This is a genomic window from Thermus composti (assembly GCF_014647535.1).
GTDB lineage: Bacteria > Deinococcota > Deinococci > Deinococcales > Thermaceae > Thermus > Thermus composti.
In genome coordinates this window covers 44,485-58,602 of the sequence record NZ_BMPJ01000008.1, presented here as the reverse complement: position 1 = coordinate 58,602, position 14,118 = coordinate 44,485, and the positions used below count along the sequence as shown (strand labels likewise).

Below are 14,118 nucleotides of genomic sequence, written 5' to 3'. Positions count from 1 at the left end.
TTCTGAGGGTATAGTGGGGGCGGTGAGCCTGGTGGGCAAAACCCTCTCGGGCCGCTACCGGGTGGTGCGGCCCCTGGCCCACGGGGCCCTGGCCCGGGTCTACCTGGCCTTTGACCCCTTCGGCGCCCCCTACGCCCTCAAGGTCTTCCCCCAGGGCACCCAGGCCCGGCGGGACCGGGAGTTCTGGGTGGGAAAGCAGCTTTCCCACCCCAACCTGAACCCGGTGCTGGAAGCCCTGGACCTGGAGGAAGGCCCTGCCCTCCTCCTGTCCTACGCGCCAGGGGAGGAGATGGGCCGCTGGATGCTCCGCCGCCCCGGGAAAGAGCGGGCCCTTGCCGTCTTCCGCCAGCTCCTTTTGGCCCTGGGGCACATGCACGAGAAGGGCCTGGTCCACCGGGACGTGAAGCCGGAAAACATCATCGTGGCGGGGACCGACGAGGCCAGGCTCCTGGACTTTGACCTCTCAGGCCCGGCCCGGGAGGCCTTTCGCCGCCCCTTGCGCCTGGGCACCCTGCCCTACCTGGCCCCGGAACAGGTCCTGGGGCAAAGCCCGGGCCCCGAGGCCGACGTCTACGCCGCCGGTGTCATCCTCTACTGGATCCTCTCCGGCGAACACCCCTTCGTGGGAAGCCCCGAGGAGGTCCTCCTGGGCCACCTAAAGAAGGAGGCCCCGCCCCTGCCCCACCTCGCTCAGGAGGAGGCGGCCTACCTCCGCCGCCTCCTGGCCAAAAACCCTAAAGAGCGCTTTCCCACGGCGAAGGAGGCCCTAGAGGCCTTCCCCTTTTAGCGGGCGTAGGCCCCGTTGGCCAAAAAGGCCAGGATCCCGGAAAGAAGCCCCTGGGCCACCTTTTCCCGGTAGGCCGCCTGGGCGAGGCGCCGCCCCTCGGAAGGGTGATCGCCGAAGCCGATCTCCACCAGGACGGCGGGCACCTTGGCGTAGCGGAGGACGAAGAAGTCGCCGGGGAAGCTCCCCCGGTAGGGGCTTCCCGTGGCCTGGGAGAGCTTGCGGCCCAGGGTCTCCGCCAGGCGCTGGCTGTAGCGCTGGTTGGCCTGGGCCACGATGTCGGTGAGGATCCGTTCCGCCACCCCCTGGGCCTCCTCCGTGAGCCGCCTGCCCACCTCCCCGCCGCCGTTTTCCCGGATCACCTGGGCTAGGACCCTGGGGTCCTGGGCCCGGCCGAAGTAGTAGACCTCCACCCCCTGGGCGGTGTGGGTGGGCGTGGCGTTCACGTGGATGGAGATGAAGAGGTTCACCCGGGAGCTATCCGCCATGGCCGCCCGCCGGGAGAGGTCCTCCCGCTTGTCGGGGGAAAGGTGGGCGTCTTTGTCCCGGGTGAGGCGGACCTCTATGCCCTCCCGCTCCAGGAGGCGCTTTAAGCGGAGGGCCACGTCCAAGACCACCTCCTTCTCCACCACGTAGCCCACCATCCCTGGGTCCACCCCCCCGTGCCCCGGGTCCAGGAGGACCACGGGCTTAGGGGGGTCGGGGGGCTTGGACTTCGGCGGCTGAGGAGGGGCGGTGGCCTTGGACGCGAGGCTTATGTCCAGGACCAGGCGCTCGGGGCCCTTGTAGCGGGAAAGGGCGACCTCCACCGGCCCCTTGGTGCGGATGAGGACCCGGACCCCCTCCTTTTCCGGGAGGACCTGGACGGAGGCCACCTCCTTGGAGTTCACCACCTCCTCCTTGGACAGGGCCTTCAGGCCCAAAAGCACCACCTCGAGGAGGTCCTCCCCCCGCTTTAGGGTGTGGCGCACCTCCTCCGAGGGCAGGTCAAAGACGATCCGGGTGAAGCCCTCGTGGACCCCAATTCGGGGAAAGGCGTAGCCTAGGCTCCAAAAAAGGGCGAAAACCAGGGCGATAAGGCGCATCCACGCCCCATTCTAGTCCCTTGGATGAGGGCCTGGTAAAATCCGGCTCATGACGAAGAAGGTCGTGGTTCACCAGATCGTGGGGCACCGCTTCCTGGGCGTGAACGAGCAGGGGGACAAGGTGATGATTGACGGGGACCAGCCCGCCACCGGCCCCCGCCCCATGGAACTCCTCCTCATGGCCTTAGGGGCCTGCACCGCTTACGACGTGGTGGACATCATGCGCAAGAAGAAGCAGCCCCTGGCCCGCTACCGGGTGGAGGTGGAGGGGGAAAGGGCCGAGACCCACCCCAGGCGCTACACCCGCATCACCGTGACCCACATCGCCTCGGGGCCGGGGGTGACTCTCGAGGCCCTGGAAAGGGCCGTCCACCTCTCCCACACCAAGTACTGCTCCGTCTCCGCCAGCCTCAACGCCGAGATCACCACCCGGGTGGTCCTGGAGCCCTGGGAGGGGGAGGAAGGGGAAGGCTAGATGCTCCTTGCGGTGGACATCGGCAACACCTCCACCGCCCTTGGGGTCTTCGCCGGGGAGGAGCTCGTCGCCCACTTCCGCATCCACACCGACCGGATGCGGATGGAAAGCGAGTACCGGGTCCTCCTTAAGAACCTCTTCGCCCTCGAGGGCCTCCCCCCGCCCACGGCCGCCCTCCTCTCCAGCGTGGTCCCCCCGGTGGAGCGGGAGATGAAGCGGGCCATAGAGAAGCTCTTTGGGGTGAAGGCCCGGGTGGTGGACGCCGAAAGCACCGGGCTCGAGGTCCTCATAGAAAACCCCAAGGAAGCCGGGGCCGACCGCCTGGTGAACGCCGTGGGGGCCCTCGCCTACCCGAGCCCCACGGGCCGCTACATCGTGGTGGACTTCGGCACCGCCACCACCTTTGACCTGGTGGAGGCCCCGGGCCGCTACCTGGGCGGGGCCATCACCATCGGCCCCCAGACCGCCGCCGACGCCCTCGCCGCCCGCACCGCCAAGCTCCCCCGCATAGACCTGGTGCCCCCCAAGGGGGTGGTGGGCAAGAACACCCTCGAGGCCCTTCGCTCGGGGCTCGTCCTGGGCTACGCCGCCCTGGTGGAAGGGATGGTGCGCCGCTTTAAAGAGGAGGCCGGGGAGGCTTTGGTCATCGCCACGGGGGGGTTCGCCGAGACCCTCAAGGACCTCTGCCCCTCCTTTGACGTGGTGGACGAGGACCTCACCCTCAAAGGGCTCCTTCGCATCCACCGGGCGCAAGGGTGAACCAGTAGACGTAGCGGCCCTCCTCGGAAAGAAGCGCATACCGCCACCCCTCCACCCGGTACCACCCCAGATCCCGCCACACCCCGGGCCTTTCCCGGAGGAAGACCCTAAGGGGCGTGCCCTCCCGGTGGGCACGAAGAAGCCTCAGGTTGCCCCCTACAGGCTCCTGGTGGCCCCGCTTGCCCTCCCCCATGTAGAGGATGCGGCCATCGGGCAGAAAGGCGTTCCTATACCCCGACTCCCCCCGATCCACCAAAAGGCTTCGCTCCCCGATCCCCTTGCGCGTGCGGTGGAAGGCGAAGACCTCGCTCCAGGTCCACCTTGACACTTCTCCTTCCCCCGGCTATTATCCTAAGTGCCCGGTCGGACGCCCCCGACCCGGCAACAACCCAAGGCCCCGTGGTGTAGCCTGGTCAACACGCCCGCCTGTCACGTGGGAGATCGCGGGTTCAAGTCCCGTCGGGGCCGCCACGCCGAGGTAGCTCAGTTGGTAGAGCATGCGACTGAAAATCGCAGTGTCGGCGGTTCGATTCCGCCCCTCGGCACCAAGCGCCCGCCCCTTTCGGGGCGGGGTTTTTGTTAAACTCTCCCCTAAGGGAGGTGGGAACCGAACCGGTATTCCGAGGAGCATTCCATGGGGGTTCCAGGGGCGAGTATTCTAAAAGTATTTCCCTTGAATTTGCTGCTAAATTGCCCGCGCGTCCTCGCATCTCACCTCATCCCGCTTCCTTCTTCCCCGCGCGCCCTTGCGGGGTAGCCCCTTTTTTCCCCAAAGCCCATCCCTCCCGCTAAACCCTCTTAAGCCCTTTGCCAGCTAGCCCTTAGGGTGCTAAGCTGGCTATGCTAGCCTGATCAATTACAAAAACTTGTGCAAGCACATGCAATTTTTGCCGTGCTCATACCTATTCTTCACCTCTTGACAGTATTGCCAGCCCCCCCTAAAGTGAAAGACAAGCAAACGGGGCCGACCCCCCGGAAGCGGAAGAAAAGGAGGGATGAAGATGAAGAAGCTGATCGCTCGTGTGTTGGTTCTGCTCGGCTCTCTGATCGCTCTCGGGCTCGCGGCTGGGGCTGGCTTTCACTGGAAGTAAAAGAGGCTGGCCAGTAACCTGGCCAGCTTTTTCATTTTCAAAAGGTGTGCTATTTTTGTAACGTGGAGTCCCAAGAATCTAAGGGACCTGTCCAGACCAGCTCCTTAGAAGTACCCCCTGTTCGGGTGCTTCTGTTTGTTTTAGCCACCTTCCTCGGCTTTGTTCTCCTGGAGCTTTGGTTGTACTGGCAGTACAAAGACAGGCCCCTTCAACTTGGGCTCTGGGACCTGATTTTTTGGGCTTTGCTGATTTTCTGGAGTGTGAGGGTAGAGGTCCGGCTACCCCTCAACGCTAGCATGAGCCAGCTTTTTCTCTTCGCTCTGGCTCTAGTAGTCCTAACCCCCCCTTGGGTAGCTCCATTGGTGGCCTTCCTAGCCCAATGGGACAGAAACACATGGTACAAGGTGCTCTTCAATCGTTCTCAAGACGGGTTGGCAACCGCCGTAGCCGCCTTGGTGTGGACCTTAGCTCAGGAAAACCCCCTCTTCTTGGGGAGGTGGGATCTGAGCGACGGGGTTGGCATGGCAGCGGCTTCCATCTCCTTCTTCGCCGTTAACACCAGCCTGGTTGCCTTCGTCATTCACCTGGACAGCCAAACCTCCCTCCGGGAAATATGGCGCAAAAACATGGGGTGGGTAGCCCTCAGCTACATCCTCCTTTCCCCCCTCGCCCTCTTCCTGGCCCGGGCCTACGAGACGCCGCTTCTTGCGGGCTGGGGGGGCTGGACGGTGCTCTTCTTCCTCATCCCCCTCTACTACAGCCGCTTCTACTGGGACGAGAAGGTGCGCCTGGAAGAGGCCTTTGACACCACCCTGGAGCTCCTTATGAACGCCTTGGAGGCCAAGGAGCCCATGACCCGCCTCCACTCCGAGCGGGTGGCGGACATCTCCCGGGATCTGGCCAAGGCCTTCTACGGGGACGAGGCCAAGGCCCAGGAGATCTACCGGGCGGCCAGGCTCCACGACATCGGCAAAATCGCCATCCCCGAAGCCGTCCTCCTCAAGCCGGGAAACCTCACCCCGGAAGAGCTCGCCCTCATCCAAAGCCACCCCCAAAGGGGCGTGGAACTCCTCTCCCCCGCCCGGAAGGTGGCCTTTGGCAACCTCGTTTACAACGTCATCCTCCACCACCACGAGCGCTGGGACGGCCGGGGCTACCCCAAGCGCCTGGCCGGGCACAAGATCTCCGAGGAGGCCCGCATCGTGGGCCTGGCCGACGCCTACGAGGCCATGACCGCAGGCCGCCCCTACCGCCCCGCCAAAAGCCCCGAGGAAGCCCTGGCGGAGATCCTGGAGCTTTCCGGGCACCAGTTTGACCCGGAGCTTGTCCCCATCTTCAAGGCCCTGTGGGAGCAGAACCCCATCTGGCGCGACCGCCAAGCCTACCTGGAAGCAAAGGGGGGATCGGTATCACGCTCTACCTCGCCGCAGCTCTTTTCGGCCTCGGGCTCGCCCTCGCCCTCGGAGCCCGGCCCAAGGACCTCGGAGGAATAGACCTCCGGGCACCCTGGGCCTTCCTCCTGGCCGCCCTCTTGGAGGGGGGGTTAGCCTACGGCACCTACCGGGGCCTTTTCCAACCCCATTGGGCGGGGCCTTTGGCCAAGGTTTTGGTCCTCCTTCTGGTGGGCTACGGGCTTTACCAGAACCGCCACTTCAAAAGCCTCTACCCGGTCCTTTTGGGCCTCCTTCTCAACACCCTGGTCATCTTCGCCAACGGGGGGCACATGCCCGTGAGCGCCGAGGCCCTAAAGCGGGCGGGCATCGGGGAGTTCGCGGACCTCCTCCGGACCCAAGGGGACGCGGTCCATACCCTTCTAGACGAAAAGGCCCGCCTCCCCTTTCTGGGAGACGTCATCCCCCTGCCTCCCTTGAGGAAGGTGGTGAGCCCGGGGGACCTCTTCATCCTCTTGGGCATCGCCGGGGTGGTGGTGGAAGGGGCCCTGCGGGCGGGGCGCCCCCGCCTTTCCTTGCGGCGCAAGGCCCTTAGGGTGCTGGTCTTTCTAAGCCTCGTCTGGCTCCTTCTTTTGGGGCGGGGGTAGCCTCTGGAGGTCCGGTGTAGTGTATATTTCGCACGGGGGATACCCCCGATCGGGAGGAAGCATGGCGTACCGAATCTGCTTGATAGAGGGCGATGGCATCGGGCACGAGGTGGTCCCGGCCGCCAGGAGGGTCCTCGAGGCCACGGGGCTTCCCCTGGAGTTCGTGGAGGCCGAGGCCGGGTGGGAGACCTTTGAGCGAAGAGGGACCTCCGTCCCCGAGGAAACCGTGGAGAAGATCCTCTCCTGCCACGCCACCCTCTTCGGGGCCGCCACCAGCCCCACCCGCAAGGTCCCCGGCTTCTTCGGGGCCATCCGCTACCTTAGGCGCCGGCTGGACCTCTACGCCAACGTGCGCCCCGCCAAAAGCCGCCCCATCCCGGGAAGCCGCCCCGGGGTGGACCTCATCATCGTCCGGGAAAACACCGAGGGGCTTTACGTGGAGCAGGAAAGGCGCTACCTGGACGTGGCCATCGCCGACGCCGTGATCTCCAAGAAGGCCAGCGAGCGGATCGGGCGCGTGGCCCTCAAACTAGCGGAAAGCCGCCCGCGTAAGACCCTCCACATCGCCCACAAGGCCAACGTGCTCCCCATAACCCAGGGCCTTTTCCTGGACACGGTGCGGGAGGTGGCCAGGGACTTCCCCTTGGTCAACGTCCAGGACATCATCGTGGACAACTGCGCCATGCAGCTCGTCATGCGCCCGGAGCGCTTTGACGTGATCGTCACCACCAACCTCCTGGGGGACATCCTCTCCGACCTCACCGCCGGGCTCGTGGGAGGGCTGGGCCTGGCGCCTTCCGCCAACATCGGGGACACCACGGCGGTCTTTGAGCCGGTCCACGGCTCCGCCCCGGACATCGCTGGCAAAGGCATCGCCAACCCAACGGCCACCATCCTCTCCGCCGCCATGATGCTGGACTACCTGGGGGAGAAGGAAGCGGCCCAAAAGGTAGAACGGGCCGTGGACCAGGTCCTGGAACACGGGCCTAGGACTCCCGACCTCGGGGGCAACGCCACCACGGAAACTTTCACCGAGGCGGTAATCCAAGCTCTGAAAAACCTGTAAAAACCTTTGGGGAACCAACCCACCCCGTACAGGTAGGGGTGGGTTACGCTATACATTAAAGGCAGGGCTTTAATATGGTGAAGGTAGAGGTTTGCTAAGGATTTCCTGACGAGGAAGGAGGCAAGGTGTTCTCCGGTTTTAGCAATCTATTAAAACCCCGCGTGGAAGCGCTGGGGCTGGAGATCGGGGCCAGTAGCCTGAAGCTGGTGGATATCTCCGGGAGCCCGCCCACCTTGAGGGCCTTCGCCAGCCGACCCATTCCCCCGGGGACCCTGGTGGACGGGGTGGTGGCGGAGCCCGCCACCCTGGCCCAGGAGATCCGGGAGCTTCTCCTCGAGGCCCGCACCAAAAAGCGCTACGTGGTGAGCGCCGTCCCCAACCCCAGCGTGATCCTCAGGACCATCCAGGTGCCCAAAATGCCCCCTAAGGAGATGGAGGAGGCGGTGCGCTGGGAGGCGGAGCGGTACATCCCCTTTCCCATAGACGAGGTGGTCCTAGACTTCGCCCCCCTAAAGCCCCTCTCCGAGGTGGCGGAAGGGGAGCAGGTGGAGGTCATGGTGGGGGCAGCTCGCCAGGAAGCGGTGGCTGGGCTCATAGAGGCCCTGAAAGGAGCGGGCCTCACCCCGGTGGTCCTGGACGTGAAACCCTTCGCCGGGCTTTACCCCCTGGAAAACCGGCTCCTCCAGGAGCCCGAACAGGTGGCGGTGGCCGTGGAGATCGGAGCGGAAAGCACAAGCCTCGTCCTGCTCCAAGGGGAGCGCCCCTTGGCCGTGCGCATCCTTTCCCTTTCGGGCAAAGACTTCACCGAGGCCATCGCCAGAAGCTTCGGCCTGGACTTTCTATCCGCCGAGGAGGTGAAGCGCACCTACGGCCTCGCCACCATTCCCACCGAGGACGAGGAACTGCTTTTAGACTTTGACGCCGAGCGGGAGCGCTACAGCCCCGCCAAGATCTACGACGCCATCCGGCCCGTCCTGGTGGACCTGACCCAGGAGATCCGCCGGAGCCTGGAGTTCTTCCGGGTGCAGCTTGGGGACCTAAGCCCGGAGGTAGGGTACCTTTACGGAGGCGGGAGCCGCCTGCGGGGCCTTGTGGGGCTCCTTACCGACACCCTGGGCATCAACTTCACCACGCCAAACCCTTGGGAGGGTATCCAGGTGGACCCCAGGCGCTTTGACCCCGAGAAGCTCTCCGAAATAGCCCCCGAGTACATGGTGCCCGTGGGCCTGGCCCTAAGGGGGGTGAGCCCCCTTGATTAGGCTTAACCTTCTCCCCAAAAACCTTCGCCGCCGGGTGGAGCCGGGCTGGTGGAGGCTCGCCGCTTGGCTATTCGCCCTGGTGGTCTTCCTAAGCCTGGCCTTCCTCCACTACACCGCCTACACCGAGCTCTCCCTGGCCAGGGAGGAGCGGGATGCCCTGCGGGCGGAGGTGGAGGCTTTGAGGCCCTTCATCCAGGAGCAAAACCGCCTTCAGGAGGAGAGGAGGGCCCTGGAGGCGCTCTTAGCCATTCGGGAGTCCTTACAGAAAAACTTCGTACCCTGGTCGGAGTACCTGGCGGCCTTCATCAACCAGATTCCCCGGGAGGGCGGGCGCTTCCCCGTGGCCCTGCGCTCCGTGGGCCTCAGGGCCATCACCGAGGAGGAGGCCAACCAGCAGGCCCAAAGCGGGCTCTACGACGGCAAGCGTATCCGGGTGGAGTTCGCCCTCCAGGGCGAAGCGGCTAGCCAGACTTCCCTGGTGCGCTTCATCCAGGCCTTTGAAACCTCGCCCCGGTTCGGCATAGAGTTTCAGGGTGCCTCCCTGGACGAAAACCGAGGGGTCTACACCTTTAGCGCCCGCATCGGGGCCGTGGGAGGTGAGGAAGGTGCTCGCTAGACTCGGCCAGCGGGAATGGGCCCTCTTGGCCATCGCCCTCACCCTTGGGGTGGCCCTCCTCTGGTACTTCCTCCTCATCGCCCCCCTCCGCCAGGAAACCGAGGCGGTGCGGCAGGAGATCCAAACCCTCATCCCCCAGCGGGACCGGGGGCGCCAGGCCCAGCGGGCCCTCCCCGAGTTAAGGCGGGCCATCGCCGAGCTCCAAGCGGAAAGGCAGGCTTTTCTAAGGGCGCTTCCCCAGGAGGAGCGCTTGGCCCAGGTGCTCTCGGAGATCCTGGGGGAGGCGGTCCGGAGTGGGGTCGTGGTGCGCTCCTTCACCCGCTCCCCCACCTCGGCCCCGGTGCCCGAGGTGCGGGCGGTGAACCTGGCCCTTTCCTTGGAAGCGCCTTTCCCGGAGACTTACGCCTACCTAAGAAGGCTGGAAAGCCTCTCCCGCTTTAGCTCCCTCTCGGGGATCAACCTGAACGTGCAAGGCCAGGAAGCCAACCCCACCCTCAGCACCAGCCTCACCCTCACCCTCTACATGCTGGCCAAAGACCTCGAGGCCAAAGCCGAAGGAGGTGGGCAGTGAACGAGCGCCTGCAACGCCTGCTTGGGGTCTGGAAAAACCTTCCCCAATCCACCAAGATCCTCCTGGCGGGGCTTCTCTTGGTGGCCGCCGTGAGCCTCTGGTACGTGGGCCTTTTCCTCCCCACCCAGACCCCCGGGGAAGCCCCCTCCCAGGCCACGCCTCCTCCGGCCCTCGAGGCGCCCCCCATCCCGCCTTTGGCCGGGCCCGAGGAAACCCCCGCGCCCTCCCAGGAAGAAAAGCCCCAGGCCGCTTCCCCCTCGGCGGAAGCGTCCGCGCCCCAGCAACCCACCCCGGCCCCCCTTCCCGTGCCCCGAAGCCGAGAAACCCCGCCCCCGAACCCCTTCGTCCCCCTGGTGGTGGAGGCCCCGCCCGCGCCGCCCGCTACCTCCGCCCCCAGGCCCACCCCGGTACCCTCCGCACCCCCGGTGCAGGTCCAGGCTAGGGAGCTCCCAACCCCCACTCCAAGCCCCACCCGCGCCCTTCCCGGCCTCTCCGGGGCCCTCCCCGCCCCCAAGGTCCTCACCCCAAGGCCCCAGGCCAGCCTGCCCCCCACCGTCCCCGAACCCCGGGTGGCCCCCACGCCCCCCACCGCCCTGGTGGAAACCCCCCTGCCCCAAAGCCAGAGCCCGACCCCAGGGGAAACCCCTCCCCGGACCGGGGCAACCCCCCTTCAAGCCCTGGTGGCGGAAAAAGGACTGAAGCTCTCGGGTACCCTCTTGGGCCCCGTGAGCGTGGCCATCCTGGAGAGCAAGGAAGGCTACCTGGTCCTGCCCGCAGGAAGCCCCATCCCCGGCACGGAAGCGGTGGTGCGCCGTGTAGAAGCCGATCGGGTGGAACTCGCCCTAAAGCAAGAGACCTTGGAACTAAAACTGCCATCCCTTTCGCAGGTTGGAGGTGAGCCATGAAGAACGCCCTTATGAAGCCCCTGGTTTGGGCCCTTATGGCCCTTGGCCTAGCTCTGGCGGGGACCTTCCCCCAGGAAGCCCGCTTTGAAGCCCCGGTGAACCTGAGGCTTTCGGAAAGCCAGGCCCGGGCCGGGTTCACCCTGCCACTGGACGTGGTCCTCGAGGCCTTGGCGAGAAGCGTGGGCCTCCAACCCCTCATCTACCGGGCCTACGACGCAAGCGGGGACCCCACCAAAGCCCAGCCCCCCCTTCCCAACATCAAGCTGGACTTCCAGGGCAAGCCCTTCCGGGAGGTGTGGGACCTCCTCTTCGCCACCTACGGGGCCCAGTTCGGGCTGGACTACCTCTTCCTGCCCCCGGACGTGGTGGTGGTGGCCCCCACCCAGGTGATCACCGCCTTGGTGGACGCTCCAAGCCGGGCCGGGGCGGCCGAGCGCAGGCCCTACCTGGTGGGCATCCCGGAAGCCGCCTACCGGCGGGTTATCCAGGACCAGACAGGCCAAACCCAGGAGCTCTCCAGCGTGGAGGCCGCCAAGGCCTGGGTACAAGGCGACCTCCTACCCTTCCTCTCCCGGGAGGCGGCGGGGCTTAGCGCCAACTGGATCGTGGTGGAGGAAGGGGGTAGGCTCAAGGCCATCCTCTCCGTGTTGGCCACGCCGGAGCAGCACGAGCGCTTCTCCGACATCCTCAAGCGGGCTGGAATTGACTTCAGGCCCCTCCCCGCCCTCACCGCCCCCAAGCCCCAGGTGGAAAGGACCTACGCCCTCACCTACGCCACCTTCCCCGAACTCCTCTCCTTCCTCCAGGCCCGCGTCCCCGGGGCCCAGATCACCCCCGTGCCCACCAACCCCCAAAGGGCCATCGTGGTGGCCACCGAGGAGGACCACGCCCGCCTGAGCGAGCTCCTGAAGGCCGCCGACATCCCCAAGACCGTCCGCCGGGTCTACGCCCTGCAGAACCTCACCTACGAGGAGGCCCAAACCCGGCTCAAGCCCCTCCTGGAGAAGGAGCTAAAGGGTGCCCGCCTGGAAGGCATCCCCGGCAACCCCAAGGCCCTTCTCCTCGAGGCCCCCGAGGCGGAGCAGGCCCTCTTCGCCGAGCTCCTGAAGGCGGTGGACACGCCCCAGGTGGCCCCCCAGGCCCCCCAGGAGGCCACGGCGCGCCGCCTCTACCCCCTGCGCTACGCCGATGCCGAAAAGGTGGCCCCCTTCCTGGCCCGGGAGGTGCCGGGGATCGTGGTGCAGACGGTCCCGGGCCAGCCCGTCCTCTCGGTGCGGGGCACGGAAGCGCAGCTTAGGGAGGTGGAAAGCCTCCTCGCCCAGATTGACCGCGCCCCCGAGCAGGGCCCGCCCCTCTTCCAGCGGGCCTACCAGCTCTCCAACGCCAAGGCCACCGAGCTTGCCCAGGTCCTCCAGGAGGCCCTCAAGGCCCGGCAGGCCCAGAACCAGGCCCAAGGGCAGCAGGCCCCCACCCACCAGGCCACGGTGGTGGCGGACGGGCGCACCAACACCCTCATCGTCACCGGCACCCAGGAGGACCTCGCCCTGGTGGAAGGCCTCATCCCCAAGCTGGACCAGCCCGTGCCCCAGGTGAACCTCAGGGTGCGGATCCAGGAGGTGCAAAGCACCCTCTCCCACAACCTCGGCCTCAAGTGGAACACCATCGCCGGGGGGAACGTGGTGGCCAGCATCCTGGACTCGGGGCTTTCCCTGATCTTTGACTCCACCAAAAGCCTCGCCGCCCTCAACATCTTGGCCACCCTGGACGCCCTGCAACAACAGGGGCTTTCCCGGGCCCTCCGGGACGTGAACCAGACGGTCCTCAACAACCAGACCGCCCGCCTGCAATCGGGGGAAACCTTCTTCATCCGGCGGGTGGTGAACGACCAGGTGGAGCGGGTCCCCTTTGACGTGGGCCTTATCGTGGAGGTCACGCCCCAGATCACCGCCGACGGCCAGATCCTCCTCAACGTGACGGCGGAGGTCTCGGGGAACGTCCAACGGAACCCCGTGGACGGGGACGTGGACCGGTTCACCAAGCAGGTGGTGACCACCACCCTAAGGATCAACGACGGCCAGACCGTGGTCCTCGGAGGGCTCACCTCCCAGGAGTCCAGCCAAAGCCAGCAAGGGGTGCCTCTCCTCATGGACATCCCCCTCATCGGGGAGCTTTTCAAGCAACGGACCAACGCAACCACCGACAAGGAGCTTTTGGTGGTGATCACCGCCGACATCCTGCGCCCCATCGCCCAAAACCCGTAGGCCCCTTAAAGGCGAGGGGGGCGGGAAGGTCCCGCCCCCCTTTACAATGTCCCCATGAGGTTTCTCACGGCAGGCGAGTCCCACGGCCCCGAGCTTCTGGCCATCATTGAAGGGCTTCCCGCCGGGCTTCCCCTTACCGAGGAGGACATCAACCCTTGGCTTGCCAGGCGGCAGAAGGGCTACGGCCGGGGCCGGCGCATGGTGATTGAGACCGACCGGGTGGAGTTCCGGGCCGGGGTGCGGGCCGGGCGGACCACGGGGGCTCCCGTGGCCCTGGCCATAAGAAACGCCGACTTCAAAAACTGGGCCGAGATCATGGACCCGGCCCCGGGGAACGAGCCCCGCAAGCGGGCCCTCACCGCGGCCAGGCCGGGCCACGCCGACCTCGCCGGAGGCATGAAGTACGGGCACAAGGACCTAAGGGACGTGCTGGAAAGGGCCAGCGCCCGGGAGACCGCCATGCGGGTGGCGGTGGGGGCGGTGGCCCTGAAGCTCCTCTCCCTCCTCGGGGTGGAGGGGGTGGGGTACGTGCCGGGGATGGCGGGGGTGTGGTCCAAGGTGCCCTTTTCTTGGGAGCTCGTCCCCCGCATTGAGGAAAGCCCCTTGCGCATGACCGACCCCGAGGCCGAGGCCGAGGTGATCCGGCGCATTGACCAGGCCAAGGCGGAGGGGGACACCCTAGGAGGGGTGATTGAGGCCCGCTTCCGGGGGCTCGTGCCGGGGCTTGGGAGCCACGTCCACTGGGACCGGAAGCTGGACGGGAGGCTCGCCCAGATGGCCCTTTCCATCCCAGCGGTGAAGGGGGTGGAGATCGGCCCCGCCTTTGAGAACGCCATGAAGCGGGGCTCGGAAGTGCACGACGCCATCTACTGGAGCCCGGAGCGGGGCTTCTACCGGAAGACCAACCGCGCCGGGGGGCTGGAAGGGGGGATGACCACGGGGGAGGAGCTGGTGATCCGGGCCGCCTTAAAGCCCATCGCCACCCTGATGAGGCCCCTTCCCACCGTGGACGTGGTGACCCACGAGCCAAAAGACGCCGCCAGGGAGCGCTCGGACACCACGGCGGTGCCGGCGGCCAGCGTCATCCTCTGCGCCCTCTCCGCCATCGTCCTGGCCCAGGCCTACCTGGAGAAGTTCGGTGGGGATACATTAGAGGAGATCCAGGAGCGGGTGGCCCGCTACCGGGAACGGGTCCTCCGCTACTAGGA

The 14,118-nt window shown here is 66.3% G+C and carries 14 protein-coding genes and 2 tRNA genes; 14 read left to right on the top strand and 2 right to left on the bottom strand.

Going from position 1 to position 14,118, the window contains the following annotated elements; all coding sequences use genetic code 11:
• Window positions 1-13: 13 nt before the first annotated feature.
• Complete coding sequence (locus IEX93_RS04505) at window positions 14-787, top strand: serine/threonine-protein kinase (protein ID WP_188846947.1); 774 nt, start codon at window positions 14-16, stop codon at window positions 785-787.
• Here the strand turns inward: IEX93_RS04505 and IEX93_RS04500 are convergent.
• Window positions 784-1,869, bottom strand: coding sequence for an N-acetylmuramoyl-L-alanine amidase family protein (locus IEX93_RS04500; RefSeq protein WP_188846945.1), 1,086 nt, complete (start codon window positions 1,867-1,869; stop codon window positions 784-786). The two genes, IEX93_RS04505 and IEX93_RS04500, sit on opposite strands and share 4 nt — an antisense overlap.
• A gap of 49 nt (window positions 1,870-1,918) precedes the next feature.
• Here IEX93_RS04500 and IEX93_RS04495 point away from each other — a divergent pair, with 49 nt between their 5' ends.
• On the top strand, window positions 1,919-2,344 hold the full coding sequence (locus IEX93_RS04495; RefSeq protein WP_188846943.1) for an OsmC family protein: 426 nt from the start codon (window positions 1,919-1,921) through the stop codon (window positions 2,342-2,344).
• On the top strand, window positions 2,345-3,103 hold the full coding sequence (locus tag IEX93_RS04490) for a type III pantothenate kinase (protein ID WP_188846941.1): 759 nt from the start codon (window positions 2,345-2,347) through the stop codon (window positions 3,101-3,103).
• On the opposite strand, the gene IEX93_RS04485 is transcribed toward IEX93_RS04490, so the two are convergent.
• Window positions 3,066-3,431: an SRA domain-containing endonuclease gene (locus tag IEX93_RS04485; protein WP_188846939.1), complete on the bottom strand. Its 366-nt coding sequence runs from the start codon at window positions 3,429-3,431 to the stop codon at window positions 3,066-3,068. The genes IEX93_RS04490 and IEX93_RS04485 overlap by 38 nt on opposite strands.
• 65 nt (window positions 3,432-3,496) lie before the next feature.
• On the opposite strand from IEX93_RS04485, the gene IEX93_RS04480 reads away from it, so the two are divergent.
• The 11 genes from IEX93_RS04480 to aroC all read left to right on the top strand — a co-directional run bounded on the left by IEX93_RS04480 (window position 3,497) and on the right by aroC (window position 14,116).
• A tRNA-Asp gene (locus IEX93_RS04480) sits at window positions 3,497-3,574 on the top strand.
• A gap of 1 nt (window position 3,575) precedes the next feature.
• Window positions 3,576-3,651 (top strand) — tRNA-Phe (locus tag IEX93_RS04475).
• 587 nt (window positions 3,652-4,238) lie between these two features.
• A complete protein-coding gene (locus IEX93_RS04470) occupies window positions 4,239-5,687 on the top strand; it encodes an HD-GYP domain-containing protein (RefSeq protein ID WP_188846937.1) in 1,449 nt (482 codons plus the stop codon).
• Between the two features lie 38 nt (window positions 5,688-5,725).
• A complete protein-coding gene (locus IEX93_RS04465; protein WP_229906092.1) occupies window positions 5,726-6,232 on the top strand; it encodes a DUF5317 domain-containing protein in 507 nt (168 codons plus the stop codon).
• A 61-nt stretch (window positions 6,233-6,293) separates the two neighbouring features.
• Window positions 6,294-7,298 carry a homoisocitrate dehydrogenase gene (locus tag IEX93_RS04460; protein ID WP_188846935.1) on the top strand — a complete coding sequence of 335 codons (1,005 nt, stop codon included), beginning with the start codon at window positions 6,294-6,296 and terminating at the stop codon, window positions 7,296-7,298.
• Window positions 7,299-7,423: 125 nt separating this feature from the next.
• A complete protein-coding gene (gene pilM / locus IEX93_RS04455) occupies window positions 7,424-8,557 on the top strand; it encodes a type IV pilus assembly protein PilM (RefSeq protein ID WP_188846933.1) in 1,134 nt (377 codons plus the stop codon).
• Window positions 8,550-9,173, top strand: a complete 624-nt coding sequence (locus tag IEX93_RS04450; protein ID WP_188846930.1) for a flagellar protein FliT — start codon at window positions 8,550-8,552, stop codon at window positions 9,171-9,173. Before pilM ends, IEX93_RS04450 begins: the two co-directional genes overlap by 8 nt.
• Window positions 9,163-9,744: a type IV pilus inner membrane component PilO gene (locus IEX93_RS04445; protein WP_188846928.1), complete on the top strand. Its 582-nt coding sequence runs from the start codon at window positions 9,163-9,165 to the stop codon at window positions 9,742-9,744. The genes IEX93_RS04450 and IEX93_RS04445 overlap by 11 nt, the downstream gene beginning before the upstream one ends.
• On the top strand, window positions 9,741-10,649 hold the full coding sequence (locus IEX93_RS04440) for a competence protein (protein WP_188846926.1): 909 nt from the start codon (window positions 9,741-9,743) through the stop codon (window positions 10,647-10,649). Before IEX93_RS04445 ends, IEX93_RS04440 begins: the two co-directional genes overlap by 4 nt.
• Window positions 10,646-12,910 (top strand): secretin GspD/PilQ domain-containing protein, encoded by a 2,265-nt coding sequence (locus IEX93_RS04435; RefSeq protein WP_188846924.1) that lies wholly within the window; start codon window positions 10,646-10,648, stop codon window positions 12,908-12,910. Before IEX93_RS04440 ends, IEX93_RS04435 begins: the two co-directional genes overlap by 4 nt.
• A 54-nt stretch (window positions 12,911-12,964) precedes the next feature.
• Entirely contained in the window at window positions 12,965-14,116 is a 1,152-nt protein-coding gene (gene aroC, locus IEX93_RS04430) for a chorismate synthase (protein WP_188846923.1), read from the top strand.
• Window positions 14,117-14,118: the final 2 nt, after the last annotated feature.

Excerpts from the sequence above, each read along its gene's own strand:
- IEX93_RS04460 (WP_188846935.1), top strand. The coding sequence starts at position 6,294 with ATGGCGTACCGAATCTGCTTGATAGAGGGCGATGGCATCGGGCACGAG.
- IEX93_RS04490 (WP_188846941.1), top strand. The coding sequence starts at position 2,345 with ATGCTCCTTGCGGTGGACATCGGCAACACCTCCACCGCCCTTGGGGTC.
- IEX93_RS04435 (WP_188846924.1), top strand. The coding sequence starts at position 10,646 with ATGAAGAACGCCCTTATGAAGCCCCTGGTTTGGGCCCTTATGGCCCTT.
- IEX93_RS04500 (WP_188846945.1), bottom strand. The coding sequence starts at position 1,869 with ATGCGCCTTATCGCCCTGGTTTTCGCCCTTTTTTGGAGCCTAGGCTAC.
- IEX93_RS04495 (WP_188846943.1), top strand. The coding sequence starts at position 1,919 with ATGACGAAGAAGGTCGTGGTTCACCAGATCGTGGGGCACCGCTTCCTG.
- aroC (WP_188846923.1), top strand. The coding sequence starts at position 12,965 with ATGAGGTTTCTCACGGCAGGCGAGTCCCACGGCCCCGAGCTTCTGGCC.